Below are 24,655 nucleotides of genomic sequence, written 5' to 3' on the forward strand. Positions count from 1 at the left end.
CCGAACCGGCCGAACGGGTCGCGACTGCTACCGTTGCGCTCGGCCGGAACGACAGTGAGGACGGTTGCCGTGAACAGGGTCGGTACAACCAGGCCGGGCGCCGCGATGGCTCTCGCCGTCGTCGCCGGCACCGTCCTGTCGGCATGCGGCGGGCAGGAGCCGATCGAGCAGCCGTTCGCCTCGATCGCCACCACCACGACGCGCCTGGCGTCCGCGAACATCATCGGCCTCGACCGCAAGCCCGAGCAGGCGTGCGCGGCACCCGTCACGGGTACCGCGGCCCCGGCGAGCATCGTCGTCGCCGATCCCGACCTCCTCGACGGACTGTGCGCACTCGGCCTGCAGGACCGGGTCAAGGCGGTCGGGGGCACCGCACCGTCGTACCTGGGACCGGTCCTCGGCCGCGTGCCCCGCCTGTCCGACGGTGCCCGGTCCGATCTGGCGGTCGGCACCGAGCGGTCCGCGGACGCGAACCGGCGCGCGGGCCGGACGGTGATCGTGCCGGCACCGTCGGCGGACTGGCGCCGCAGCTTCCTGGCCCTGGCCGACGCCGTGCGGATGCCGGCCGAGGCGCGGGCGATCATCGACCGGTACCAGCGCGACGCGGCCGACGCGGCCACGAAGATCGACGCGGTGCACAACACCGTCTCCCTGGTGCGCTTCACCGCGGACGGCAAGTCCCTGGCCGAGGGCACCGCGCCGCTGGCCGCGCAGGTCCTCGCCGATCTCAAGGTGGTCCGGCCCGAGCCGCAGCGCAAACCGGAGCCGGTCGAGATGTCCGCGGACGACTACTCCGCCGCCGAGGGCGACCTCGTCTACGTCGGCTACGAGGGCGACAAGGGCCGAGAGCACGGCACGTCGGTGATGACCTCGGACGCGTGGAAGAACCTGCGCGTCGTGACCGCGAAGCGGCAGTTGCTGGTCGAGGACTCGTCATGGTTCTCCGCGGGCGGCCCCGTCGCCGCCGGGATCGTCCTGCACGACGTGAGCAACACCATCAGGGCCTCGTCCTAGGCTCCCGCGGGCCCCTTCGGCCCACCCCCTCTCCACGCCCGGATCGAGTCGTTCGCCGGTCCCGCGCGACCCCCTTTCCTCCGTGACGCGCCTCACATTCACCGCGTAAAGCCGCAGGCCCGAAGCTCGGTGTACAAGTGTTCACGGATTCCTGGCCGAAGACCCTTCATTCATGCTTGTCGGAAGTGATAGCCTGAAGGCGATTCAATCTCATACGCGGCTTCTACCAGCAGAGATGCCTGTGGGATTTCCCACAGGATGCTGAGGAAGAACCAGGTACGAGCCGCAACGAGGGTGCCAGGAAAGGATCCATCATGGCCCTGTTGAACATGCCCCGGGTGACGCACATGGCGCGGATGCGTGGTCGCTCGTTCCCCGGTCAGGCCGAGTACGAGCAGACCCTCAACGACCTGTCGGTCGCCTCGGTGAATCGGAACTTCGATCCGTACGTCGACATCGACTGGGACTCCCCCGAGCTGGCGATCGTCCCCGACGACCCGCGCTGGGTGTGCAACCCGCGATTCGATCCGATCGGCCGCCACCCCTGGTACCAGGAGCAGCCGCTGGCCAAGCAGATCGAGATCGGCATGTGGCGCCAGGCGAACGTCGCGAAGGTCGGCCTGCAGTTCGAGTCGATCCTGATCCGCGGCATCATGCAGTACACGGCCGTGCAGCCGAACAACTCCCCCGAGTTCCGCTACGCCACGCACGAGGCGAAGGAGGAGTGCCAGCACACGCTGATGTTCCAGGAGTTCGTCAACCGCGTGGGCATGGACGTTCCGGGCGGCGCGTGGTGGTTCCGTCGGCTCTCGCCCATCATCCCGCTCGCAGCGACCACCTTCCCGAACATCTTCTACATGGGAGTGCTCGCCGGCGAGGAGCCGATCGACCACCTGCAGAAGCAGTTCCTGCGCTCCGCGGACACCCAGCACCCCGCGATGACCTCGGTCATGCAGATCCACGTGGCCGAGGAGGCCCGCCACATCTCGTTCGCGCACCAGCTGCTGGAGCACAAGATCCCCACTCGTGGCCCGATCCCGCGCTTCCTGCTGTCGCTGGCCATGCCGCTCGTGATGCGCATCCTGCTCGGCGCGATCATGGTCCCGCCGAAGCAGTTCTGGGACACCTTCGACATCCCGCGGTCGGTCAAGAAGGACATCTTCTGGCGGTCGCCCGAGTCCAAGGCCATGCGCCAGGAGATCTTCGGCGATGTCCGGCTGCTGGCCGAGCGCACCGACCTGATGAACCCGATCTCCCGCGTCCTGTGGCGCGTGCTCGGCATCCACGGCCGGACCTCGCGGTTCCGCAGCGAGCCGTCGTACACCGCGCAGTAGTCTCCAACCACCCCGATATCCGGCTCGGCGGTCACCCGCCGAGCCGGACCCGTATCCCGGCCCGGATGCGGGACCCCCTCGCCGAGGAGATTCCCACGTGCCTCACGTCATCACCCAGTCCTGCTGCAGCGACGCCTCGTGCACCTTCGCGTGCCCCGTCAACTGCATCCACCCGACCCCCGACGAGCCGGGCTTCGCAACGGCCGAGATGCTGTACGTCGACCCCACGACCTGCGTCGACTGTGGTGCGTGCGTGACGGCGTGCCCCGTCGACGCCATCGGCCCGGCACACCGGCTGCCGGAGGAGCACAAGGTCTACATCGAGTTGAACCGGTCGCTCGCGGCCGCCGATCCGGCGAACTCCCGCCTCGGCGGCCCGAACCCGCAGGACCGCAGCCGCCCGCCCATGGCGCACACCGTGCCGCCGAAGATCCTTCCGATCCCGTCGGGCACCGTCATCAGCGTGGGCGTGATCGGCAGCGGCCCCGCGGCGATGTACGCCGCCGACGAACTGCTCCGCTACCCCGGCGTCACCGTCGACGTCTACGAGAAGCTGTCCACGCCGTACGGCCTGGCCCGCTTCGGCGTCGCGCCGGACCACACCCGTACCCGCAAGGTGTCCGGGTTGTTCGACAAGGTCGCCGCCGACCCGAACTTCCAGATCCACCTCAATACCGAGATCGGCACCGACATCTCCCTCGAGGAGCTGCGTCGACGTCACGACGCGATCGTCGTGGCGGTGGGCGCCAGCACCGACAAGAAGCTGGGCATCGTGGGCGAGGATCTGCCGAACGTCCGCAGTGCCACCGACTTCGTGGCCTGGTACAACGGCCATCCCGAGCACAAGGGCGACCCGGTCGACCTCACGCACGACCGCATCGTCGTCATCGGCAACGGCAATGTCGCGCTGGACGCGGCCCGGATCCTGACCGCCGACCCGGAGGAGCTCGAGGGCACCACCATCTCCCCCGCCGCCCTTGCGGCACTGCGCGAGTCGAAGGTCGAGGAGGTCGTGATCGTGGCCCGCCGCGGCCCCGAGCACGCCGCCTTCACCCTGCCCGAGGCACTGGGCCTCGCCGACGAGAGGACCGTCATCGTCCACCCGGACCCCGACGTGGCCGAGACCCTCGTCGCGGGCAGCGACTCGGAGCTCGTGGCGCACAAGCTGGACCTGCTCGAGTCGATGGAGACCCAGTCCGCCGCGCCGCGCCGCATCCGTCTGCGCTTCCTCACCACGCCCGAGTCCATCGAGGCCACCGACGACGGCCTGGTGCTGCACGCGAAGCACACCGTTACCGGCGAGGCGATCGACCTGCCCGTCGGCATGGTGTTCACCTCCGTCGGCTACCGGGGCGTGCCCGTGCCGGGCCTGCCCTTCGACGACCGGCGCGCGGTGCTGCCGAACGAGGCCGGTCGCGTTCTCGGGGACGACGGTGCGCCGCTCCCCGGCGTGTACGTCACGGGCTGGATCAAGCGCGGCCCCAACGGATTCATCGGCACCAACAAGACCGACTCGCAGGAGACGGTGGAGAAGTTCGCCGAGGACGTGGCGGCGGGCGTCGTGCAGGGCCGGCCGTCGGGGAAGCGGAAGAAGACGCTGGGCCGCTTCCTGGGCGCGTAACGTCTGAGTCGTGGCGTCCTCGGGGAACGGCGAGCCGATCGAACTGACCGTCGGCGACCGGGTGGTGCGCGTGTCCAGCCCGGATCGCGTCTACTTCCCGGAGATCGGCGCGACGAAGCTGGACGTCGTCCGGTACTACGAGGCCGTTGGCCCGGGCATCGTCCGGGCACTGCGGGATCGCCCGACGATGCTGCACCGCTACCCGAAGGGCGTCGACGGTCCGAAGGTCCACCAGAAGCGGATCCCCGCCGGCGCTCCCGACTGGCTCGAGACGGTCGAGATCTACTTCCCCCGATTCGGCCGGACCGCCGACGAGGTGGTCGTCACCGAGCTGGGCTCGGTGATCTGGGCCGCCCAGATGTCGACGGTCGAGTTCCATCCCTGGAACTGCCGCGCAGGCGATCTCGAGCATCCCGACGAGTGGCGGATCGACCTCGACCCGATGCCCGACTGCTCGTGGTCCCGCGTGCAGCGGGTCGCAGGGGTCGTCCGGGAGGTGCTGGACGAGTTGGGGATTCGCGGCTTCCCCAAGACCTCCGGCGGGTCCGGCCTGCACGTGTACGTACGGATCGAGCCCCGCTGGACCTTCTCGGAGGTCCGACGGTGCGCCCTCGCCTTCGCCCGGGAGGTCGAGCGCCGGGCACCGTCGGAGGTCACGACGGTGTGGTGGCGCAAGGACCGCGACCCGGCGGCGGTCTTCCTGGATTACAACCAGAACGCCCGCGATCACACCATCGCGTGCGCGTACTCGTTGCGCGGCACCCCGATCGCCACCGCGTCCGCCCCGATCACGTGGGATGAGATCCCCGACGTGCACCCCGACGACTTCACCATCCGCACCCTGCCTGCGCGCTTCGCCGAGCTCGGCGATCTGCACGCATCCATCGACGACGAGGCGTTCTCCCTCGACACCCTCGTCGAATGGGCCGACCGCGACGACCTCCCCCTCCCCGATTGAACACCGTTATGGAGAGTCCGACCTGCGGGTTCACTCTCCATAACAGCGTGTGATCAGCCGCCATCGACGCAGCGTTGACAACGTGCTACAACGGAAACATGTCCGTGAACGTTTCCGTACGCCTCGACGATGCGCTCGCCGAGCGCTTGAAGGTGCGCGCCCAGGCCAGCGGCGAGACGCTGTCGGACCGGCTGCGTCGGTACGCCGAAGAGGGCGCTCGGCGCGAGGAACACCCGCTCATCACGTTCCGGGACGGGCCGGCAGGGCGGCGCGCGGGCCTCATCGGCGGACCCGACGTGTGGGAGGTGGCGATGTGGCTCGACGATCTCGAGGACGAGGACGACCCCGCGCAGGCCCTCGTCGATGAGGCGCCGATCACCCGCGCACAGGTGGACGCGACCATCGGGTACCGGAACGCCTTCCCGGTCGAAGTGTCCGCGAGGATCGCCCTGCACCGAATGGACACGGCGGCACAGCAGTGAGGCTGCTGCTCGACGAGATGTACTCGCCGTCGCTCGCCGAGCGGCTGCGCGATGCCGGTCACGACGTGACGAGCATCGTCGAGTCGGGGCGCGCAGGTAGCCCGGACGCAGACGTCTTCGCGTTGTCCATCGCCGACGACCGGGCCCTGCTCACCGAGAACGTCTCAGACTTCGTGCAACTCGCAGCGGCCCAAACCTCCTCGGGACTCAGTCATCCCGGAGTCCTGATCGCGCTGTCATCCCGATTCTCGCGTCGACCGTCAGGAGCGGTGGCACTGTCAGCAGCGATCGCAGCGCTGCGCGACACAGACATCGCCGACCGTGTGGTCTTCCTCGAGGCGATCGGCCGCGCCGCGGACTGACCCAGTGACGCACCCGGGTCCGCCGCGAGGCGCCCTCATCAGATCGAACGGCGCTTGTCGCTGATCGGCAACGATGGCGCCAGGACCTGGAGAAACGGAACGAGTTGCTCCAGCGGCGGCACGTAGTCGCCCGGGTAGTCCGGCCGCAGCGTGCGCTGCTTTCCCTTCTTGTCCACCTCGGACGTGACGATGACCAACTTGTGCGTATACGTAGTGCCCGTGCTGACGCCGTTCATCGTGGACTTGACGGAGTCTGTCACGGCGCCCAGCGCGGCGACGGACTCCCAGGGGACCGAGTCGCGGCCGGCACTGATTCCGGCGCGGTCGAAGACCAGCTTCTCCTTGCCCCGTTTGGTCGTCACGACGACGCGCCCTTCTGCATCCCACTGCGCGCGAAGCCGGCTCTGCACCTCGATGTCCGGCACGTAGTCCCTGGCCGACCGCCCGAAATCACCGTCGGACGACGGTGCGTAGTGCCGGACCGCGGCGAGGAACTCGTCGAGGTTGTCGGTGTGATGCTCGTACAGGGTGTACCCGACCTGGATCTGGCGGCCGTTGGCGTCCGCCGTGCGACGTGTCACGACCAACGACGTGGCTTCGGCGGAGTCGTACACCCACATGGTCGGGTCGATGAGCTTGTACTTGTATTTTCCGGTCGCGAAGCCGCACGAGCGGACGTCATCCCATTCCAGCGTGAAACGGCTCGTCCACAATCCGTCGGGGCCCGCCTTGAGTTCCACATCGCCGATCATGTGGCGTTCCGCCCATAGGTTGAGCCCGAACAGAACCGCGAGTATCGCACCTATGACTGCGAGGGTGATCGTGAGCCAGGTCGGCCCGGCCGCGTAACTCGCCGCTGCGCTGACCCAGAACGCCACGACCACCAGCCCGTACACGAGGCGCCACGTCGTCCGGGGCGGCGCAGCTCCTGCCACCTCGACCTCGACCGGTCCGCCGCCGACGTGCTCGTGAGCCATACACCGCAGTGTAGCCGCGTGAACCTCCTGTTCACCGCCGCCGCAGCCGAGCGCTCCTTCGCACTCTCTAGTGCATACACCGCGACATGTACAGTATCTAGTAGATCGCATCCGCTAATCTATAGCGGGTGAAGTCCTCTCGCACACCAGCGGCCCTCATCACGGCACTGATCGTGGGTTCGGTGCTCGCCGGGGCAGGAGCCATGACGCTGAGCCCCGCCGACGACGTGCCCCGCCCGTACGCACCTCGCGCGGACGCGATCGGGCCGTGCGCGGACTGCGACGATCAGCTGCTGGGATACGGACTCGACGCGCAGCGGCAGTCGGTCACCGCGCATGTGACCCGGTCCGGTTGGCGCATGTGCCCCGCAGGGTTCCGCGGTGCCGGCCGCTTCGGCTCGGATCGACGCTGCGCCTCGAACACCAGGTTCACGGTGTGGAGCGAGGACACGAAGGGACTCTTCCGCACACCCGGCCTCGCGCCGGTCGCCGTCTGCGAGATCGGCGAGCAGAAGAGCTTCGAGGTGGTCGCGGAACGCGGTGTTCACCGCGGGCCGGTGAATGCCGGCAACCCGATGATGGTGCGCAACACGGTTCCCAGCAGCTGCGCCCAGATCCGCAGTGCACAGCCGGAACTCGCAGCGCAGCGGTTCGAGGTCCACCAGCTCAGCCAGGTGCGACGCGTGGTCGCGGAGACCCGCGACACGGCATCCGGCAAGGTCGTTGCTGCAGCGCACGAGATCGGACAGCTCCGGTTCCAGGTCGCCGTCGCCATCGGAGTCGAGGGATGGCAGTGACCGGGACGCGGCGGAAGCCGCGCGTGTATTGGACTGTCGTCCTGCTGATCCCGGTACTGCTACTCGCGGCGCTGTACCTCGGCATCCGGTGGTTCGTGAACGGCATGTTCGACGTCGGGCCCCCGCACACGATCGGTGCGCAGGAGACCCGGCGGGAACTGGAGCGCCGGAGCATCCACATTCCCACGAGCTTCCACCTCGATGCCATGACCGTTTATCCGGTGTTCGCCGGTCGATCGTCCTACCGCGGGACCTTCTCCGCACCGGCCGACCGGTTCGACGACTACCGGCAGATCGTCGCGAAGGCGCCCGGCATGATCGACCCGAGTCCGGTGGGATGCACGCCCTCGGAGGCGACGACGTGCCCGTCGAATCTCATCGTCCTGTCCTACCCGCCGGGCGGCACCGGGATGGACACTACGACACTCCGCATCTCACGCACTCGGGACAGCGCCACGATCGCCGTCGACGCTCAAGGGCACTGACTCCGCCGCCACAGCGATGGCAGCGCCGCGCCCGCTACTCGCGCCACTGGCGCGGTTGCCTGCGGTTTCGGCGGCGGAATCCCGGCGTGTCGCCACCGAAACCGCTAGGAACCGCCAAGGAAGTCGAGGAGCCCGCGAGCGGGATCGAGAGTCGTGGTGAGATTCGCCCAGGTGACCACCGCGGCGGCGACCGCGGCGGCCACCGTCGCCATCGCCCACCGTCGACGCCCCTGCCGCCAGGCGCGCACGGCGAAGACCACCAGCACGATCGTCAGCACGCCGGCCATCACCACTACCGCGAGGTGGTACCGCGCGAAGTCGTCGACGAGTTCCTGCACAGCCGGCGATCGATCGCCGCGCAGTTGCCTCCGCATCGCCGACAACGCCTGCGCCACCGGGCCGTCCGACTCCGACACCCGATCACCGAGCAAGGAGAACGCCGACGACAGGGGCGCAACAGCGCCTTGGACGTTCGCGATGAACAGCACCGTCGGGATCAGCGCGAGCGCGCGATGCCCGAGGTACAGCGCCAGCACCACGAGTAGTCCCGCGAAGAGCGCCTTGATCAGGTGGTACCGCTGCCAGTCGTCGACCAACGACGCCAGTCCACCTGTGAGTTCTGCTCTCCCGCTGAGGATGTACGACGGGAACTCGTCAGCCGCGCGGCTGTCGAATCCGGTGCCCACGATCTGCCTCGGCGCCACGAGGAACCCGAACACGAGAAGGCCCGCCCCGAACAGCCACCAGGGGCTGTAGCGCGGGCGGGCCTCGTCGGGGATCAGAAGTCCCAGTCCTCGTCTTCGGTGTTGACGGCCTTGCCGATCACGTAGGACGAGCCGGAACCGGAGAAGAAGTCGTGGTTCTCGTCGGCGTTGGGCGACAGCGCGGAGAGGATCGCCGGGTTCACGTCGGTGGCGTCCTTGGGGAACAGCGCCTCGTAGCCCAGGTTCATCAGGGCCTTGTTCGCGTTGTAGCGCAGGAACTTCTTGACGTCCTCCGTGAGGCCGACCTCGTCGTACAGCGACTCGGTGTAGTCCTCCTCGTTGGAGTACAACTCCATGAGCAGGTCGAAGGTGTAGTCCTTGAGCTCCTCGCGACGCTCCGGGCTCTGCGTCTCCAGACCGCGCTGGTACTTGTAGCCGATGTAGTAGCCGTGCACGGCCTCGTCGCGGATGATCAGGCGGATCATGTCGGCCGTGTTGGTGAGCTTGGCCCGCGAGGACCAGTACATCGGCAGGTAGAAGCCGCTGTAGAAGAGGAAGGACTCGAGCAGCGTCGAGGCGACCTTGCGCTTGAGCGGGTCGTCGCCGCTGTAGTAGCCCATGACGATGTTCGCCTTGGCCTGCAGGTGCTCGTTCTCCTCCGACCAACGGAAGGCGTCGTCGATCTCACGCGTGCTGCACAGCGTGGAGAAGATGGAGCTGTAGCTCTTCGCGTGCACCGACTCCATGAACGCGATGTTGGTGTACACCGCCTCCTCGTGCGGAGTGATCGCGTCCGGGATCAGCGACACGGCGCCGACGGTGCCCTGGATCGTGTCGAGCAGCGTGAGGCCGGTGAACACCCGCATCGTGAGCTGCTTCTCGTGCTCGGTGAGCGTGCCCCACGACGGGATGTCATTACTGACCGGCACCTTCTCGGGCAGCCAGAAGTTGCCCGTCAGCCGGTCCCAGACCTCGGCGTCCTTCTCATCCTGCACCCGGTTCCAGTTGATCGCCGAGACCCGGCTGACCAGCTTGAGCGGGGCTCCGTCGGCAGGGCTGTGAGCGGCGGTTTCAGACATGACACCTCGGTTTTCGCGGAGCTGGATTTCTACGCTGATGACACTACCCCTTGGGGCCGACAAGTCCGGGCAACGCAACACCTAGTGGCATCGCGCCAGTTCGGCGTGTCGCCTCAGATGATCACGACGTCCAGCAGGCCGTCGAGCACCGCCCGATCGCCCTGCAGGTCGACGGTGCCCGGCTCGGTCCGGCGCCACAGCACCAGATCCAGGTCCGACGCGGTGCCGCGGAGCGTGACATCGCCGGGAGCGGGCTCGTCGAGCACGTCCACACCGTCGGCGCGCAGGCGCAGCGTCCACCTGTCGCGGGTGTCCGTCGCCTCGATCGCGAGCACCCGCCCGGCGAGCTCCGCCGGCAGCCCCTTCTTCCCGACGATGAGCGGGATCTGCATCTGCGTCAGCTCCGTGATGCCGTCGGCGGCCGTCCACGCCGGGAGCGGCTCGGCGCCGTCGGGCAGGGAGTTCTGCAGGTCCCATCGATGGATGGACACCTCCTGCGTCATCCGGCGCATCCAGAACGACGCGGTGGTGCGGCCGATGAAGGCCCGGGCGGGAGCGTCGGGCTCGTGCCGGCGCAGTTCGTCGAGCAGCGCGGCGTTGACGCCGGCGTACCACTGCAGGACGGCGTCGCCGTCGGGCACGTCCGAGACGTCCGGGACGAACCGCTCCTTCGATTCCGGGCCCGCCTGGAGGAACTGCGTGGCCCAGCGGTGCGCGCCGCCCGTGTGGACGATCCCGTCGCGCACCGTCCACCCGGGGCAGCTGGGAACGGGCAGCGCGAGGTGGCCGGGATCGATCGCCGTGATCCGGGCACCGTCGGCCGCAATGGAGTCGAGCCAGAGCTGAGAGGTCATCCCTCGACCTTACGAACTCAGGCCAGTCCCGCGAGGCGATACAGCACGAGCGATCCGGCCACTGCGACGTTGAGACTCGCACCCCGCCCGATCATGGGGATCTCGACGGCCTCGTCGAGCAGGTGGAGGGTGTCGCTGGGGATTCCGGAGAACTCGTGGCCCAGCACGACGACGGTGCGCCCCCGCGCGGCCCGCAGGTCGCCGAGACGGGTCGCGCCCTCGGCGAGCTCCACGCCGATGATGTGGGACCCGCGCTCGCGCTGCTTGAGAAGCCAGTTCTGCGGATTGCCGACGCGGTGGACACAACTGGGCCCGGGCAGCGTGTTGCCCTTGCGCAGAGCGTTTTTCACCCAGTCGTGCGAGGGCACAGCCATGCATGCGCCGACGGCGTCGCACGTCCGCAGTAAGGTCCCGAGGTTCGCGCGGTGCTGCGCCCAGAGCGGGGCGACGATGAGGTGATCCCAACAGGAGTGGCCTTGACGACGCCGTGCGCCGCGCAGTTCGGAGCGGGACTTCACCCGCAGCTCGGCCATCAGACGGTGTGAGGCGTGGCGCCCCTTCCATGATTCGTCATCCGACCAGGTTACGTGACCTGCACCGCGTCCAGCAATGCCGGGACGAGGGCGCGGTCACCGAAGGTCTCGAGGTCGGCCACCGGGACGCGACGCCAGAGCGCGAGGTACAGGTCCGACGTCGTACCCCGGAGCGCAGCGTCACCTTTCGCGTGTCCGCGCTCCAGGGCGAGCGACTCCCTTCCCAGGGTCACAGTCCACTCCGCATCCTCCCGGTCGGTGCCGTGCACGTGGACGGTCCGCCCGACGAGCGCGTCCGGCAGCCCCGGGCCGCGGGCGAGGAACCGCCCCGCGAAGACCTGCGCCCACTCCTCGATCCCGTCGCCCGCGAGTACGGAGTCGACGGCGAGTGCCGCGTTCCAGGAGTTCTCGAGATCCCAGCGGTGCACCGCGGTCTCGTGCGCCTGACGGCGCATCCAGAACCCCGCGGTGGCGCGACCGGTGAAGGCGCGCGCAGGTGCGTCCGGGGCGTGCCTGCGCAGCTCCGCCAGGAGGTGGTCGAGACGGTCGCGGTACCAGGCGGTCACAGCGCCCCCAGCAGGCGCGTCGTCCTCGAACGGGGCGAACCGGTTCGTCGAGTCGGGTCCCTCGGTGAGGAAGGTCGCAGCCCACCGGTGCACCCCTCCGAGGTGCACGATGAGGTCGTGCACGGTCCACCCGGGGCAGGTGGGGACGTCGAGGGCGAGCCGGTCCGGCGGAGTGGCGGCGATGACGCCACCGTCCCGCTCCACTGCCGCCAGCCAGTCGTTCGGGGCCGTCATGGCGGCGACGATACCGCCCGCAGGGCATGCTGGTGCGGTGACCGAACTGCCCATGTTCCCGCTCGGCGCCGTGCTGCTGCCCGGCGAGGAGCTGCCGCTGCGCGTCTTCGAACCCCGCTACCGCCGGATGATCGAGCACTGCCTGGCCACCGACGGTCGGTTCGGCGTCGTCCTCATCGAACGCGGGAGCGAGGTCGGCGGCGGCGATGTCCGCACGGACATCGGCACCGTCGCCGTCATCGACCGCTACGTCCGGAAGATGGGCGGCGAGTTCACCCTGGTCTGCCGCGGTACGGACCGTGTCCGGATCGCGCGGTGGCTGCCCGACGATCCCTACCCGATCGCCGAGGCGGAACTCTGGCCGGACGAGGTGCAACCCGCGGTCGACCTGATCCCACTTCTCGCCAAGCGCGACGAGATCGAGCGGCTCGCAGCGAGACTCACCCGCGCGGACGGTGCGCGCCCCCGGCGCTGGCCGAAACTGAAGCTCCCCGAGAACCCCGTCGAGCGGAGTTACTACCTCGCCCGCGCGCTGCCGTTGGCCGATGCCGACCGACACCGCGCGCTCGCCGCGCCCGGCCCTGCCGACCGTGTCTACGCGCTCACCGAGGCGCTGGACGACGTGATCGCGTCCCTGCGTTTCCGCCTGCAGTAGGACGCCGGCCGGTCGACACCAGTGCCTCGAGGTGCCCGATCACATCCTCGAGAGGCTCGACGGACCGCTCCACCCGACACAGGATGATCGCTCCCTCGATCGACGCGATCGCCATCGTCGCGAGGCTCGCCGCCGCCCGCGGCGCGTGTCCGTCGGCGACCATCGCGGCCGCGAGGACCTCGCGCCAGCGCTCCATGGTCCGCGCGGCCGCCTGCCGGAACCGGGCATCGTCCGGCGAGCCACCGACGGCGACGGACACGATCGGACATCCGGCTCCGTAGTCCGACTCGCGCAGAACCCCTGTCCAGAAGGCGGCGAACCTGCGGAGGGCCTGCTCCGCACCGTCTCCGGAGGCTCCTTCGATGAGCGCGGTCATCGACTCTCCTGCGAGGTCGAGCGCGTCCCCGACGAGTTGCGCACGGCCTCCGGGGAAGTGGTGGTACACCGAACCGCGCGGCGCGCCGCTCCGCTGCAGGACCGCATCGACCGTCACTCCCGCGACCCCGCGCTCCCGGAGTAGTTCCACGGCACTGAGCAGCATGCGCTGCCGTGTGTCCCGTCCTGGTGCCACGATGCGCTCCCCCGGTCTCTTGCTATGGATTATGCCCTAGTCCATACTAGGCCCATGACCGGCGAGACGCCCACCACCGACTGGCAGAAGTCCGCGTGCATCCTCTGCGAATGCAACTGCGGCCTGGAGATCCAGGTCCAGCAGGGACGCCTGGCGAAGATCCGCGGCGACAAGGAGCACGCCACGTCACACGGATACACGTGCGAGAAGCCACTCCGTCTCGACCTCTATCAGAACGGCCGCGATCGACTGACGTCGCCGCTGCGCCGGCGGCCGGACGGGACGTACGAGGAGATCGACTGGGACACCGCGATCCGGGAGATCGCCGCGCGCCTGACCGCCGTGAAGGAGGCGCACGGCGGTGAGCGGATCCTGTACTACTCCGGCGCCGGTCAGGGGAATCATCTGCCGGCCGCGTACGGCCAGTCGTTGCGGGCGGCGCTCGGCATGCGCTACTACTCCAACGCACTCGCACAGGAGAAGACCGGCGAGGCGTGGGTCGACGCACAGCTGTACGGCACGCACACGAAGGGCGACTTCGAGCACGCCGAGGTGGTGCTGTTCCTCGGCAAGAACCCGTGGCAGACGCATTCCTTCCCCCGCGCCCGGCCGGTCCTCAAGGAGATCGCCAAGGATCCGGCGCGAGCGATGATCGTGCTGGACCCGCGCCGGAGCGAGACCGCGGCGATGGCCGACTTCCACCTGCAGGTCCTTCCCGGTACCGACGCCTGGTGCCTCGCTGCCATGCTCGGCGTCCTGGTCGAGGAGGACCTCCTCGACCAGCAGTTCGTGGCGGCACACACCGACGGGGCCGACGAGGTCCTCGACGCCCTCCGAAGGGTTCCGATCAGCACCTATGCCGCGACCTGCGGCGTCGACGAGGACCTCATCCGCGCAGCGACGCGGCGCTTCGCGACCGCCTCCAGCGCGACGACGTACGAGGACCTGGGTGTGCAGCAGGCTCCGAACAGCACGCTCGTCTCGTATCTCAACAAGCTGCTGTGGATCCTGACCGGGAACTTCGGCCGGCCGGGCACCATGTACTTGCACTCGTGGTTCTCCTCCCCCGTCGCGGCTCCGGGCGGCGACCCTCGACGCCCGCGTCGCGCACCGTCGAGCCCGTTGCAGAAGAAGGCACGCAGGACCTTCGTGAGCACCGTCGCCCTTGGGGCCGAGGGCATCTCCCGCGCGGTGCCGATCGCAGCGGCGGCACCACTCCCGGGCGGCCTGGTCAACGGCGCAGCGCACGCACTACTCACTCGGATGGCGCCGATGCTCAGCGCGGGGCTCGCCGCGGAGCAGCAGCCGAAGACCGAGCGGCACACACCGGTCACCGGCGCGCGAGTGATCGCCGGCCTCGTTCCGTGCAATTCGATCGCCGACGAGATCCTCACCGACCATCCGGATCGGCTGCGCGCCCTCTGGATCGACAGCTCGAACCCCGCCCACTCCCTCCCGGAGTCCCGGCGGTTCATCGAGGCGATGCACGCGTGCGAGCTGACGGTCGTGGTCGACGTCGCGATGACGGAGACCGCCCGCGAGGCGGACTACGTCCTACCCGCATCCAGCCAGTTCGAGAAGTGGGAGTGCACCTTCTTCACGATGGAGTTCCCCCGCAACGCCTTCCAGCTGCGCGCCCCGCTCCTGGATCCCCGCCCCGGCACACTGCCCGAGCCGGAGATCTACGCACGCCTCCTCCGCGAGCTCGGCGCCGTGGACGAGGCGCTGCTGCAGCGGCTCCGGGGAGCACTCACCGCCGGCACCGACGCCTTCGCGCTCGCGCTCTTCTCCGCGGCGGCCGCGGATCCGTCGCTGCTGCGGCTCATCGGGTACGTCCTGTACGAGACGCTCGGTCCCGCACTGCCCGACGGTGCGCGCGGGGCCGCGATCCTCTGGGGCGCGGCGCACCTGTGCGCGCTCTCGCACCCCGCTGCGGTGGCGCGCGCCGGATTCACCGGCACCGGGATGCGCCCCGGCCAGCAACTCTTCGACGCGATCCTGCGCGAACGCTCGGGCGTGACGTTCACGGTCGACGAGTGGGACCACGCATGGGACTACGTGCTGCGCAACGACAACCGCTTCACGGTGGCGATCCCGGAACTACTGCCGCTGATCGACGGGCTGCGCGAGGCCCCCTCGTCGTGGACGACGCCCGAGTTCCCCTACGTCCTCATGGCGGGCGAGCGGCGCGCCTTCACGGCGAACACCATCATCCGCGATCCCGGCTGGCGTCGCCGCGACGCGGGCGGCGCGCTCCGGATCAGCGCCGAAGACGCGGACCGTCTGGGCCTGGAACCCGATTCGCGGGTGCGGATCACCACGGAGGCGGGCTCTCTGGAGTCGTCGATCGAGATCAGCGAGATGATGAGAGCGGGCCACGTCTCCCTGCCCAACGGGCTCGGGCTCGACTACCCGGCCGAGGACGGCCTCTCCCGGCCCGGTATCGCCCCGAACGAGCTGACGAGCGCGAAACATCGCGACTGGTTCGCCGGGACGCCGTGGCACAAGTACGTGCCCGCCCGCATCGAGCCGGTAACGGCGTGAGCGCGGCGGCGCCGACCGTCGCGGAGGTGATGCTGCGCCGCCCGACGCGCCACACGGCCGATATCACGGTGGGTGCCGCGCGCGCCGCGCTCGAAGAGAGCCCGAAGTTCCACCTCCTGTTGCTCGTCCACGACGGCGTCCTGGTCGGGACGCTCGACGACGGAGATCTCGCCGCCCACGCGGACGAGGCCTCCCCCGCCCGCGATCTCGCCTCGCGAGACGGGCGCACCGTCGGCCCGGCCGCCCCGGCGGACCCGGTGCGACAGGACATGCGCACCACAGGGATCCGCCGTCTCGCCGTGGTCGACGAGGGCATGCGCCTCCTCGGCCTCCTCTGCCTCACGGCGAGCGGGTCCGGGTTCTGCACCGACGACGGCGTCGACGAGATACGCCGCGCCCGCCGCTCCGACTAGGTGGACATGAATCGCTGCATGTCGGCGAGGACCCGGTCGGCGGCAACGGTGGAGGCGTTCAGGAACCAGGGATCGACGTCGACCCGGAAGGCGCGTCCCTCGGCGACGGCGGGCAGCTTCTTCCACAGCGGGGCCTCGGTGAAATCGCCGGAGTTGCCGGGGAACGAGTAGAACACCCAGTCCGCGTCCAGCAGTCCCACCTGCTCCAGCGAGAGGGTGCGACTCGCCGCCTCGTCGAACTGTTGCGCCGCCGGCCGGGTCAGGCCCGCATCGGTGCCCACGATGCTCGCGAGCGCACGCGTCCCGAAGTACAGGTACTGATCCCCCTTGCCCCGGACCAGCGAGAAGGTCCCCGGGGTGCCGCGGCGCGCGCCCCACGCGCGGGCACGGCCCTCGTAGTCGGCGAGCAGCCTCTCGCCGTCCGCCGCCTTCCCGAACGCCTCCGCGACGATCTTCAGGTCCGCTTTGAACTGCTCCGACCCGCCGTTCGTCTGAACGGTCCGGGCGATCCCGGTGAGCTTCTCCGTGAGCCCCTTGTCGGCCCGCTTGTTCGACAGGATGAGGTCGGGCTTCAGGCCCGCCACCTTCTCCAGGTCGGGACTCATGCGTTGTCCCACGACCTGGATCGAGTCGAGGTCGTACCTGTCGCCGAACGCCTGCTTGATGTAGTCGGGGATGCCACGGCTGTCCGTAGCCTCGGACACTGCGACGGCCAGCCCGACCGGCACGATCCCGAGCGCCAGGCAGTGGTCGAGGTGCCCGGTGGACAGCGCGACCACACGCGACGGACCGCCGCCCGCGTCCGCGCTCCGGCTCCCGGCACTGGGGGCCGACGGTGCCGTCGACGTTCCGCACGCGGCGAGGAGGGCCGTCGCGCCGACCCCCGCCACTCCTCCGAAGAGGCTCCGCCGGGTGATTCCGACTCGTTCACGGGGACGTCCGACATGCACCATGACTACATATTAGGGCACGCTAACCTACTTTCCTACCGAGCGGGCCTCCCTCTCGGCCTAGATTCCCCGCTCGTCCTCCACCATCGCCGTCAGGATCCGGCGCGCGCGCACGGCGGCCCGGTCCGCCTTGACGTTGACGTAGCGCCGCGGGATCGGGTCCTGGTCCAGGCACCGCTGCATGGTCTCGAGAACGGGGACGTCCCGGTCGGCCATCGCGTGGAAGACCGCGATCAACTGCTCGCCGACGTCGGGTGGGACCGAGGCGCCCCGCCACGAGATCTGTAGGAAGACATGGGTGACTCCGGAGGACTGGGGTGTGAAACCGTGAGTCCGCACGAGCTCGAGTTCGGGACCGTTCGCGCCGATGATGGTGTAGGTCTGCTTGTGCAGGCCCGGCGTCACGAACGTGCCCGTCTCCGTCCGGCCGAACGACGCGGTGGCATCGCCGAGCCCGGTGACCGTGGCCTCCCACGGAGCCAACGGCGCCTCGGGCAGTTCCCGCCGGTAGGAGACCGACACCTCGGAGACCTCGACGTCCTCGAGCGGCGGCAGCGCCTCGATGCCGGGCGGCACCATCTCCGGGTGCATCGCGAAGACGTTGGAGAGGTCGAGGTAGTGCTCGTGCAGCAGTTGCAGGTTGGCGGCCACCTCGCGCCGTTCCCCGACGCTCGTCCAGCCGTCGCCGTGCAACCACGGTGTCGACGGTGGCGGCCGCAACCGTTCGCCGCCGGGCGTCCCCGCCCAGATCCAGACGAACGGTCCGCGCTCGACGACCGGGAAGGCTCGCACCCGCGCGGACGGGGGCGGGTTGTCCTGAGACGGCACGCTCACCCAGCGTCCGGTCGCATCGTAGGTACAGCCGTGGTAGCCGCACACGACGAAGTCGTCCTCGCGGTGTCCCGCCGACAGCGGGTAGGGCCGATGCGCGCAGCGGTCCTCCAGCGCGGCGATCGCACCGTCGGAGAGGCGATAGAGCACGACCGGTGTGTCGAGGACGCGCCGCACGGTGAATCCGTATCCAACCTCGGCAGTCGTGGCGACGACGTACCAGCAGTCCCTCGGATAGTCGACTGCGGGATAGTTCCGAGCGGTGTCGTTCATACGTCCAGCACCAACTTCTTCGACAGGGAGCGGGAAACGCAGAGCATGATCGTCTCGCCCCGTTCCTTCTCCGCCGTGGACAGGATCGAGTCGCGGTGCTCGGGCGTGCCCTCGAGCACGTCGGCCTCACAGGTGCCGCAGATGCCTTCCATGCAGGATCCGAGGACGTCGACGCCGGCCTTCTCGACCGCGTCGAAGATCGTGGTGCCCTCCGGAACGGTCACGCTCACTCCCGAGCGCGAGCACACGACCTCGAACGAGTCGAGCGCATCCTCGGACGCCGCGACCTCCTTGGCCGCGAAGCGCTCGATGTGCAGGCTGCCGTCGGGCCACGGCGCGCACGCCTCCTCCACCGCGTCGAGGAAAGCGCCTGGGCCGCAACAGTAGATCACCGTGTCCGGTACGGGCGTTCCGAGCGTCGCCGCCAGGTCGATCCGGCCGTTCTCGCTACTCGGCCAGATCGTGACCCGCTCGGAGTCCTCGAATCGGTCCAGGAACGCCATCGACTCGCGTGAGCGGCCGCAGTAGAGCAGGCTCCACGTCGCCCCGCGTGCCTGGGCGGCCTCGATCATCGGGAGGATCGGAGTGATCCCGATGCCGCCCGCGACGAATCGGTAGTTCGCGGAGGCGACCAAGGGGAAATGATTGCGCGGACCACGCACGCGGACGGTCGCCCCCTCCGTCAGCTTCTCGTGGACGTACGCCGAGCCACCCCGGCTGTCCGGGTCACGAAGGACGCCGATCTTCCACGACGACTCGTCCGAGGCGCTGCCGCACAACGAGTACTGCCGCGTCAGCAACGGCTCCAGGAGGAGGTCGATGTGCGCCCCAGCGGTCCACGACGGAAGCGGTGCACCCGCCGGGTCGCTGAGGGTGAGCTCGACGACCCCGTCCGCCACCTCGCGCCGGCCCGTGACCTGAACGTCGACCTCCGTCTCGGTGGTGGTGGTCGCTTCGCGGGAGCGACGAATCGGTGGACGAGCGGGAGTCCGTGCCGCGGCGGGCTGCAAAGGCCGTTGGTCGCGGGGGCGAGGCTTCTGCCCGATCGGCGTCAGCGTGACCATCATCTTCGTGTAGCCCCGGACGAAGTTCGACTGGAGGTACTCCGGCTCCTCCACCACTTCGATGTCCTCGAACCGCGCGAGCAACTCCTCCCAGAGGATCCGCAGCTGCAGTTCGGCCACGCGACTGCCCATGCAGCGGTGCACGCCGATACCGAACGAGAGATGGTGGCGGGCGTTGTGCCGGTCGATGATGAAGTCGTTCGGATTCTCGAAGGTGCGCTCGTCCCGGTTCGCTGAGGCGTACCACATGACGACCTTGTCGCCCTTGCGGATGAACTGACCGTTCAGGACGGTGTCCTTCTTGGCGATGCGCCGCATGTAGGCCAGCGGCGTCTGCCACCGGATGTTCTCGTGGACGAACCTCGGGATCAGGCTGTGATCGGCTTTGAGACGATCGAACTGGTCCGGGAACAGGTTGAGTGCATACACGCCGCCCGACATCGAGTTGCGGGTGGTGTCGTTGCCGCCCACGACGAGCAGGATCAGATTGCCGAGGAATTCCATCGGCCTGTTGATCAGGTCCTTGGTGTCCTCGGACATCTGCATCAGGGTGATCAGGTCGTATCCCGGCTTCTCGCCCGCCTTGAGGCGCGCCGCCTTGTCGTGCCACAGGGCGCTGAAGCTCTTCGCCATCTCGGCGACGCCCCTGTACATCTCGTCCATGTCGACGTCGCCGCCGGTGGCCGCGGCGCTGGCACCTGCCAACTCGGTCCAGTGCACGAGCTTGCGCCGTTCCTCATAGGGGAAGTCGAGAAGGGTGGCGAGCATTCGGGACGTCAGCTCGATGCTGACCCTGTCCACCCAATCGAACGGTTCGTTGACCGGCAGGTCGTCGAGGACTTCCTGGACGCGCGATCGGATCAGTCCCTGCATCTCCTCGAGATTCTGCGGTGCCACGACTCCCTGCACCGCTCCGCGCTGCACGTCATGGCGGGGCGGGTCCATCGCGATGAACATCTCGATGTCCAGGCCCTCCGGCGGTACGCCGATGACGATCTGCGGCTCGGCGGAGTAGGTCTCGAAGTCACGGTCCACCGTGACGATGTCGTCGTACCGCGTGACGGACCAGTACGGCCCGAATTCGCTCGACGCCCGGAAGTGAACCGGCGCCTCGTTGCGCAGGCGCTCGAAGTACGGGAGCCACTTACCCTGGCGCCACATGAACGGGTTGCTCATGTCGATCTCGGTCAGCTCCACCGCGTCGACATCGGGGATCTCCTTCTCGACGAAGTGCGGCTGCCGGTCACCGAGAGCCAGCGTCTTCGCCTTCTGGAAGAGATGCAAGCCCTGGACTTGCAGTTCCATCGGAATGGTCGCCTGGGCCTTATTGATGACCCGATCGAGAAAGCTCATGGTCCAACCGCCTTGTCGACGAGGAAGCGTGGACCCAAACTATGCCGTCCGACGCGCGGCGCGGCCGAGTTTCTCGTATTCGATCGGCCACCGGGCTGCGGACCGGTCGCCCCCTCACAGCGCGAGATGCCCCGCTCTCTCCCTGAGGAGGAGAACGGGGCATCTAGTTAGCAATGCTCACAACATACAGCTGACGCAACCCTCCACCTCAGTGCCCTCGAGGGCCATCTGGCGCAGGCGAATGTAGTACAGCGTCTTGATTCCCTTGCGCCACGCGTAGATCTGCGCGCGGTTCACGTCGCGGGTGGTGGCGGTGTCCTTGAAGAACAGCGTGAGCGACAGGCCCTGGTCCACGTGCTGCGTGGCGGCGGCGTACGTGTCGATGATCTTCTCGTAGCCGATCTCGTACGCGTCCTGGTAGTACTCCAGGTTGTCGTTGTCCATGTACGGCGCCGGGTAGTACACGCGGCCGATCTTGCCCTCCTTGCGGATCTCGACCTTCGCCGCGACGGGATGGATCGAGCTCGTGGAGTGGTTGATGTAGCTGATCGAGCCGGTGGGCGGAACCGCCTGCAGGTTCTGGTTGTACAGGCCGTACTGCTGGACATCGGCCTTGAGCGCACGCCAGTCGTCCTGGGTCGGGATCCGGATCTGCGCATCGGCGAACAGCCCGATCACCTTGTCGGTGACCGGCTTCCACTCCTGCTCGGTGTACTTGTCGAAGAATTCGCCCGACGCGTACTTGCTGTTCTCGAACCCACCGAAGGACTGGCCGCGCTCACGTGCGATCAGGTTCGACGCGCGGATCGCGTGGTAGAGCACCGTGTAGAAGTAGATGTTCGTGAAGTCGACACCCTCGTCGGAGCCGTAGAAGACGCGCTCGCGCGCCAGGTAGCCGTGCAGGTTCATCTGCCCGAGACCGATGGCGTGGGAGAGGTTGTTGCCCTTCTCGATCGACGGCACCGAGCTGATGTCCGTCTGATCGGAGACCGCCGTGAGGCCACGGATCGAGGTCTCGATGGTGGCGCCGAAATCGGGGCTGTCCATGGTCTTCGCGATGTTCAGCGAGCCCAGGTTGCAGGAGATGTCCTTGCCCACCTCGGCGTAGGACAGGTCGTCGTTGTAGGTCGACGGGGTGGACACCTGCAGGATCTCGCTGCACAGGTTGGAGTGGGTGATCTTGCCCGCGATCGGGTTCGCCCGGTTCACGGTGTCCTCGTACATGATGTACGGGTAGCCCGACTCGAACTGCAGCTCGGCAAGGGTCTGGAAGAACTCGCGGGCGTTGATCTTGGTCTTGCGGATCCGCGAGTCGTCGACCATCTCGTGGTACTTGTCGGAGACGTTGACGTCCGCGAAGGGCACGCCGTAGACCCGCTCGACGTCGTACGGCGAGAACAGGTACATGTCGTCGTTGTTGCGGGCCAACTCGAAGGTGATGTCCGGGATCACCACGCCGAGCGAGAGGGTCTTGATGCGGATCTTCTCGTCCGCGTTCTCCCGCTTGGTGTCGAGGAAGCGGTAGATGTCCGGGTGGTGCGCGTGCAGGTACACGGCGCCAGCGCCCTGACGCGCGCCCAGCTGGTTCGCGTAGCTGAACGAGTCCTCGAGCAGCTTCATGATCGGGATGACGCCCGAGCTCTGGTTCTCGATCTTCTTGATCGGGGCGCCGTGCTCGCGGATGTTGCTGAGCAGCAGGGCCACTCCGCCGCCGCGCTTGGACAGCTGCAGCGCGGAGTTGATGGAGCGACCGATCGACTCCATGTTGTCCTCGATGCGGAGCAGGAAGCAGGACACGGGCTCGCCGCGCTGCTTCTTACCCGAGTTGAGGAAGGTGGGGGTGGCGGGCTGGAACCGGCCGGCGATGATCTCGTCCACGAGCGCGACGGCGAGCTTCTCGTCACCGTCGGCGAGCGTCAGCGCGACCATGCAGACCCGATCCTCGAAGCGCTCGAGGTAGCGCTTGCCGTCGAAGGTCTTGAGCGTGTAGCTCGTGTAGTACTTGAACGCCCCGAGGAAGGTGGGGAACCGGAACTTCTTGGCGTACGCGGCGTCGAACAGGCCCTTGACGAACTCGCGGCTGTACTTGTCCAGCACCTCGGGCTCGTAGTAGTTCTCCTCGACGAGGTAGTCGAGCTTCTCGTCCAGATTGTGGAAGAACACCGTGTTCTGGTTCACGTGCTGCAGGAAGTACTGCCGCGCGGCCTCGCGATCCTTCTCGAACTGGATGCGCCCGTCCTGGTCGTACAGGTTGAGCATCGCGTTGAGCGCGTGGAAGTCCAGCTCACTGTGGCCGGGGCCCGTGTGGACACCCGACTGGCTCGCCGACGGTACGAGGTCTTCCTGAGTTGCGGTCACGCGATTTCCTTGCTGTTGGTGCGGGAGAAGAAGTCGACGAGCCCGGTGCGGACGCGCTGCACGTCGTCCACGGTGCCCATCAGTTCGAAGCGGTACAGGTACGGGACCCGGCATTTGCGGGCGATCACATCGCCCGCGTAGCAGAACTCTTCGCCGAAATTCGTGTTGCCGGCCGCGATCACGGCCCGGAGGTGGGATCGATTGTGCTGGTCGTTGAGGAACCGGATCACCTGCTTGGGGACGTATCCCCCACCGGAGACCGCCGTGGCCTGCTTCCCCCCGCCGTACGTGGGGGTGATTAGAACGAAGGGCTCGTCGACGGTGATCGGATCCTCCGCCCGCGTCACCGGGATGCGCACGGCACGCAGGCCCAGCTTCGTCACGAATCGGTGCGTGTTCTCCGACACCGACGAGAAGTAGACGACGAGCGGCGAGGCCATGACTACGCCGTGGCGGCCACGCTCGCGAGCGCCTTGACCCGGTCCGGGCGGAAGCCCGACCAGTGCGCATCGCCAGCGACGACGACGGGGGCCTGCAGGTAACCGAGCGCCATCACGTAGTCCCGGGCGTCCGAATCCTCCGTGATGTCCACCACGCGGTACTCGAGGCCGGCCTTGTCGAGGGCCTTGTAGGTGGCGTTGCACTGCACGCAGGCGGGCTTGGTGTAGACGGTGATCTCGACCTGGCTCATAGCGGCTCCCGTTCGTTCGACTGAGTGCCCGACAGCCGCCACGGCTGCCTCGGAATCCCAGTATGGACCTGACGACTGACAAGTTCTTCGCCACGTTTGCCTGCGTGAACTCGGGCAGCCCAGCGGACACTTCAGCTCGTCCTCAAGCCTCCCGGATCCCCGTTTCGGATCTCCGATCGCGCAGTGGACAGAACACTACACCTAGTGGTGCCCCTCGGGAAGCGACACAACCACTTGCGAACAACATTCGTGAAATTACCAGCTCGCAAGACGGTCTTTCGGCCGTTTTTCATCGTGAATCCCCAGGACACGCCGAGATTGCGCGACACGCCGGTCCGACACGCCCGGCACCGTCGGAGGCCGCTCCGACACCCCTCCCGGGCGACTACCGGACGGGGGCGACGAGCCGCTTGAGCAGGTCGCCGGCACGCTGCGCGACGGCGTCGTGCTCGCGGGGCGATTTGCCGTCCAGACCCGAGATCGGGAACTCCTCGACGAGCCCCTCGGGAACCTCGCCACCGGCGATGGTGACGGCTCGCTGGGCGTCGGCCAAGGTGGTGTCGAGGCGGTGCCCGACACCGGCCAGAGCGACACGCTTGCCCGACAGGGCGCTCGCACCGTACGGCCGCGAGCCCCAGTCGATGACGTTCTTCAGCACGGCGCTGACGGTGCCGTTGTTGGGCGGCGCGAGCAGCAACAGCGCATCCGCGGCCGCGATCCGCTGCCGCAGCGCCTCCGCAGTGGCGGGCGCGGTCTCACCATCGATGTCCTCGTTGTAGAAGGGCACCTCCGCGATACCCTCCGCGATCTCGACACGTACCCCCTCGGGCGCGTTCGCGACGGCGACCTCGGCGAGCTCGCGATTGAGCGAACTGCTGCGCAGCGACCCGACGACGGCGAGCACGGTGATCTCGGACATGTTCCTCACTTCTTCTCGGGAGTTCGACGGTGC

At 68.2% G+C, this 24,655-nt stretch carries 25 protein-coding genes; 11 read left to right on the forward strand and 14 right to left on the reverse strand.

What is annotated here, in order from left to right; all coding sequences use genetic code 11:
- The first annotated feature begins 69 nt into the window (after nucleotides 1-69).
- The 6 genes from AXK61_RS07970 (at nucleotide 70) to AXK61_RS07995 (ending at nucleotide 5,771) form a co-directional block, all read left to right on the forward strand.
- Nucleotides 70-1,014, forward strand: a complete 945-nt coding sequence (locus AXK61_RS07970; RefSeq protein ID WP_156485607.1) for a TroA family protein — start codon at nucleotides 70-72, stop codon at nucleotides 1,012-1,014.
- Between the two features lie 329 nt (nucleotides 1,015-1,343).
- Complete coding sequence (locus AXK61_RS07975; protein ID WP_197466774.1) at nucleotides 1,344-2,348, forward strand: AurF N-oxygenase family protein; 1,005 nt, start codon at nucleotides 1,344-1,346, stop codon at nucleotides 2,346-2,348.
- A 97-nt stretch (nucleotides 2,349-2,445) separates the two neighbouring features.
- The gene (locus AXK61_RS07980; protein WP_068744692.1) at nucleotides 2,446-3,969 is read left to right on the forward strand and encodes an FAD-dependent oxidoreductase; all 1,524 of its coding nucleotides are present in this window, start codon (nucleotides 2,446-2,448) and stop codon (nucleotides 3,967-3,969) included.
- A 10-nt stretch (nucleotides 3,970-3,979) separates the two neighbouring features.
- Nucleotides 3,980-4,927, forward strand: coding sequence for a non-homologous end-joining DNA ligase (ligD, locus tag AXK61_RS07985; RefSeq protein ID WP_068744694.1), 948 nt, complete (start codon nucleotides 3,980-3,982; stop codon nucleotides 4,925-4,927).
- A gap of 98 nt (nucleotides 4,928-5,025) precedes the next feature.
- Nucleotides 5,026-5,409: a ribbon-helix-helix protein, CopG family gene (locus AXK61_RS07990; RefSeq protein ID WP_068744696.1), complete on the forward strand. Its 384-nt coding sequence runs from the start codon at nucleotides 5,026-5,028 to the stop codon at nucleotides 5,407-5,409.
- Nucleotides 5,406-5,771: a DUF5615 family PIN-like protein gene (locus AXK61_RS07995; RefSeq protein ID WP_068744698.1), complete on the forward strand. Its 366-nt coding sequence runs from the start codon at nucleotides 5,406-5,408 to the stop codon at nucleotides 5,769-5,771. Before AXK61_RS07990 ends, AXK61_RS07995 begins: the two co-directional genes overlap by 4 nt.
- 38 nt (nucleotides 5,772-5,809) lie before the next feature.
- Here the strand turns inward: AXK61_RS07995 and AXK61_RS08000 are convergent, their stop codons facing one another.
- A complete protein-coding gene (locus AXK61_RS08000; RefSeq protein WP_082789270.1) occupies nucleotides 5,810-6,748 on the reverse strand; it encodes a hypothetical protein in 939 nt (312 codons plus the stop codon).
- 128 nt (nucleotides 6,749-6,876) lie between these two features.
- Between AXK61_RS08000 and AXK61_RS08005 the strand changes: the two genes are divergently transcribed.
- Nucleotides 6,877-7,545, forward strand: coding sequence for a hypothetical protein (locus AXK61_RS08005; protein WP_156485609.1), 669 nt, complete (start codon nucleotides 6,877-6,879; stop codon nucleotides 7,543-7,545).
- Between the two features lie 23 nt (nucleotides 7,546-7,568).
- Nucleotides 7,569-8,030, forward strand: a complete 462-nt coding sequence (locus AXK61_RS08010; protein WP_156485610.1) for a hypothetical protein — start codon at nucleotides 7,569-7,571, stop codon at nucleotides 8,028-8,030.
- A gap of 104 nt (nucleotides 8,031-8,134) precedes the next feature.
- Here the strand turns inward: AXK61_RS08010 and AXK61_RS08015 are convergent, their stop codons facing one another.
- The 5 genes from AXK61_RS08015 to AXK61_RS08035 form a co-directional block, all read right to left on the reverse strand.
- On the reverse strand, nucleotides 8,135-8,734 hold the full coding sequence (locus AXK61_RS08015) for a hypothetical protein (protein ID WP_156485611.1): 600 nt from the start codon (nucleotides 8,732-8,734) through the stop codon (nucleotides 8,135-8,137).
- Between the two features lie 74 nt (nucleotides 8,735-8,808).
- Nucleotides 8,809-9,813 carry a class 1b ribonucleoside-diphosphate reductase subunit beta gene (nrdF, locus tag AXK61_RS08020; RefSeq protein WP_068572018.1) on the reverse strand — a complete coding sequence of 335 codons (1,005 nt, stop codon included), beginning with the start codon at nucleotides 9,811-9,813 and terminating at the stop codon, nucleotides 8,809-8,811.
- Nucleotides 9,814-9,926: 113 nt separating this feature from the next.
- Nucleotides 9,927-10,667 (reverse strand): maleylpyruvate isomerase family mycothiol-dependent enzyme, encoded by a 741-nt coding sequence (locus AXK61_RS08025; RefSeq protein ID WP_068572016.1) that lies wholly within the window; start codon nucleotides 10,665-10,667, stop codon nucleotides 9,927-9,929.
- A 17-nt stretch (nucleotides 10,668-10,684) separates the two neighbouring features.
- The gene (locus AXK61_RS08030; RefSeq protein WP_068572015.1) at nucleotides 10,685-11,200 is read right to left on the reverse strand and encodes a TrmH family RNA methyltransferase; all 516 of its coding nucleotides are present in this window, start codon (nucleotides 11,198-11,200) and stop codon (nucleotides 10,685-10,687) included.
- 50 nt (nucleotides 11,201-11,250) lie between these two features.
- On the reverse strand, nucleotides 11,251-12,000 hold the full coding sequence (locus tag AXK61_RS08035) for a maleylpyruvate isomerase family mycothiol-dependent enzyme (RefSeq protein WP_068572013.1): 750 nt from the start codon (nucleotides 11,998-12,000) through the stop codon (nucleotides 11,251-11,253).
- 52 nt (nucleotides 12,001-12,052) lie between these two features.
- On the opposite strand from AXK61_RS08035, the gene AXK61_RS08040 reads away from it, so the two are divergent.
- Nucleotides 12,053-12,655: an LON peptidase substrate-binding domain-containing protein gene (locus AXK61_RS08040; RefSeq protein ID WP_068572833.1), complete on the forward strand. Its 603-nt coding sequence runs from the start codon at nucleotides 12,053-12,055 to the stop codon at nucleotides 12,653-12,655.
- On the opposite strand, the gene AXK61_RS08045 is transcribed toward AXK61_RS08040, so the two are convergent.
- Entirely contained in the window at nucleotides 12,603-13,196 is a 594-nt protein-coding gene (locus AXK61_RS08045; RefSeq protein ID WP_068744710.1) for a TetR/AcrR family transcriptional regulator, read from the reverse strand. The two genes, AXK61_RS08040 and AXK61_RS08045, sit on opposite strands and share 53 nt — an antisense overlap.
- Before the next feature lie 84 nt (nucleotides 13,197-13,280).
- On the opposite strand from AXK61_RS08045, the gene AXK61_RS08050 reads away from it, so the two are divergent.
- Nucleotides 13,281-15,770: a molybdopterin-dependent oxidoreductase gene (locus AXK61_RS08050; RefSeq protein WP_068572011.1), complete on the forward strand. Its 2,490-nt coding sequence runs from the start codon at nucleotides 13,281-13,283 to the stop codon at nucleotides 15,768-15,770.
- On the forward strand, nucleotides 15,767-16,183 hold the full coding sequence (locus tag AXK61_RS08055) for a CBS domain-containing protein (RefSeq protein WP_068744711.1): 417 nt from the start codon (nucleotides 15,767-15,769) through the stop codon (nucleotides 16,181-16,183). The genes AXK61_RS08050 and AXK61_RS08055 overlap by 4 nt, the downstream gene beginning before the upstream one ends.
- Here the strand turns inward: AXK61_RS08055 and AXK61_RS08060 are convergent.
- From AXK61_RS08060 to AXK61_RS08090, 7 genes are all read right to left on the reverse strand, one after another.
- The gene (locus tag AXK61_RS08060) at nucleotides 16,180-17,136 is read right to left on the reverse strand and encodes an ABC transporter substrate-binding protein (RefSeq protein WP_068572007.1); all 957 of its coding nucleotides are present in this window, start codon (nucleotides 17,134-17,136) and stop codon (nucleotides 16,180-16,182) included. The genes AXK61_RS08055 and AXK61_RS08060 overlap by 4 nt on opposite strands.
- A gap of 57 nt (nucleotides 17,137-17,193) precedes the next feature.
- Nucleotides 17,194-18,237, reverse strand: coding sequence for an aromatic ring-hydroxylating dioxygenase subunit alpha (locus AXK61_RS08065; protein WP_068744712.1), 1,044 nt, complete (start codon nucleotides 18,235-18,237; stop codon nucleotides 17,194-17,196).
- A complete protein-coding gene (locus AXK61_RS08070) occupies nucleotides 18,234-20,654 on the reverse strand; it encodes a cytochrome P450/oxidoreductase (protein ID WP_068744713.1) in 2,421 nt (806 codons plus the stop codon). The genes AXK61_RS08065 and AXK61_RS08070 overlap by 4 nt, the downstream gene beginning before the upstream one ends.
- A 177-nt stretch (nucleotides 20,655-20,831) precedes the next feature.
- Nucleotides 20,832-23,012, reverse strand: coding sequence for a class 1b ribonucleoside-diphosphate reductase subunit alpha (gene nrdE / locus AXK61_RS08075; RefSeq protein ID WP_068572001.1), 2,181 nt, complete (start codon nucleotides 23,010-23,012; stop codon nucleotides 20,832-20,834).
- Entirely contained in the window at nucleotides 23,009-23,452 is a 444-nt protein-coding gene (gene nrdI, locus AXK61_RS08080; RefSeq protein ID WP_068571999.1) for a class Ib ribonucleoside-diphosphate reductase assembly flavoprotein NrdI, read from the reverse strand. Before nrdI ends, nrdE begins: the two co-directional genes overlap by 4 nt.
- A 2-nt stretch (nucleotides 23,453-23,454) precedes the next feature.
- Nucleotides 23,455-23,703 (reverse strand): glutaredoxin-like protein NrdH, encoded by a 249-nt coding sequence (gene nrdH, locus AXK61_RS08085; protein ID WP_068571997.1) that lies wholly within the window; start codon nucleotides 23,701-23,703, stop codon nucleotides 23,455-23,457.
- 385 nt (nucleotides 23,704-24,088) lie between these two features.
- Nucleotides 24,089-24,622 carry an NADPH-dependent FMN reductase gene (locus AXK61_RS08090; RefSeq protein WP_068744714.1) on the reverse strand — a complete coding sequence of 178 codons (534 nt, stop codon included), beginning with the start codon at nucleotides 24,620-24,622 and terminating at the stop codon, nucleotides 24,089-24,091.
- Nucleotides 24,623-24,655 lie beyond the last annotated feature (33 nt).

It is taken from the genome of Tsukamurella pseudospumae, from assembly GCF_001575205.1.
GTDB lineage: Bacteria > Actinomycetota > Actinomycetes > Mycobacteriales > Mycobacteriaceae > Tsukamurella > Tsukamurella pseudospumae.

Bases quoted from the DNA above. Each gene is read 5' to 3' on its own strand.
- AXK61_RS07975 (WP_197466774.1), top strand. From the start codon at position 1,344: ATGCCCCGGGTGACGCACATGGCGCGGATGCGTGGTCGCTCGTTCCCC.
- AXK61_RS07990 (WP_068744696.1), top strand. From the start codon at position 5,026: ATGTCCGTGAACGTTTCCGTACGCCTCGACGATGCGCTCGCCGAGCGC.
- AXK61_RS08000 (WP_082789270.1), bottom strand. From the start codon at position 6,748: ATGGCTCACGAGCACGTCGGCGGCGGACCGGTCGAGGTCGAGGTGGCA.
- nrdF (WP_068572018.1), bottom strand. From the start codon at position 9,813: ATGTCTGAAACCGCCGCTCACAGCCCTGCCGACGGAGCCCCGCTCAAG.
- AXK61_RS08025 (WP_068572016.1), bottom strand. From the start codon at position 10,667: ATGACCTCTCAGCTCTGGCTCGACTCCATTGCGGCCGACGGTGCCCGG.
- AXK61_RS08030 (WP_068572015.1), bottom strand. From the start codon at position 11,200: ATGGCCGAGCTGCGGGTGAAGTCCCGCTCCGAACTGCGCGGCGCACGG.
- AXK61_RS08035 (WP_068572013.1), bottom strand. From the start codon at position 12,000: ATGACGGCCCCGAACGACTGGCTGGCGGCAGTGGAGCGGGACGGTGGC.
- AXK61_RS08040 (WP_068572833.1), top strand. From the start codon at position 12,053: ATGTTCCCGCTCGGCGCCGTGCTGCTGCCCGGCGAGGAGCTGCCGCTG.
- AXK61_RS08045 (WP_068744710.1), bottom strand. From the start codon at position 13,196: ATGCTGCTCAGTGCCGTGGAACTACTCCGGGAGCGCGGGGTCGCGGGA.
- AXK61_RS08050 (WP_068572011.1), top strand. From the start codon at position 13,281: ATGACCGGCGAGACGCCCACCACCGACTGGCAGAAGTCCGCGTGCATC.
- AXK61_RS08060 (WP_068572007.1), bottom strand. From the start codon at position 17,136: ATGGTGCATGTCGGACGTCCCCGTGAACGAGTCGGAATCACCCGGCGG.
- AXK61_RS08065 (WP_068744712.1), bottom strand. From the start codon at position 18,237: ATGAACGACACCGCTCGGAACTATCCCGCAGTCGACTATCCGAGGGAC.
- AXK61_RS08070 (WP_068744713.1), bottom strand. From the start codon at position 20,654: ATGAGCTTTCTCGATCGGGTCATCAATAAGGCCCAGGCGACCATTCCG.
- nrdI (WP_068571999.1), bottom strand. From the start codon at position 23,452: ATGGCCTCGCCGCTCGTCGTCTACTTCTCGTCGGTGTCGGAGAACACG.
- nrdH (WP_068571997.1), bottom strand. From the start codon at position 23,703: ATGAGCCAGGTCGAGATCACCGTCTACACCAAGCCCGCCTGCGTGCAG.
- AXK61_RS08090 (WP_068744714.1), bottom strand. From the start codon at position 24,622: ATGTCCGAGATCACCGTGCTCGCCGTCGTCGGGTCGCTGCGCAGCAGT.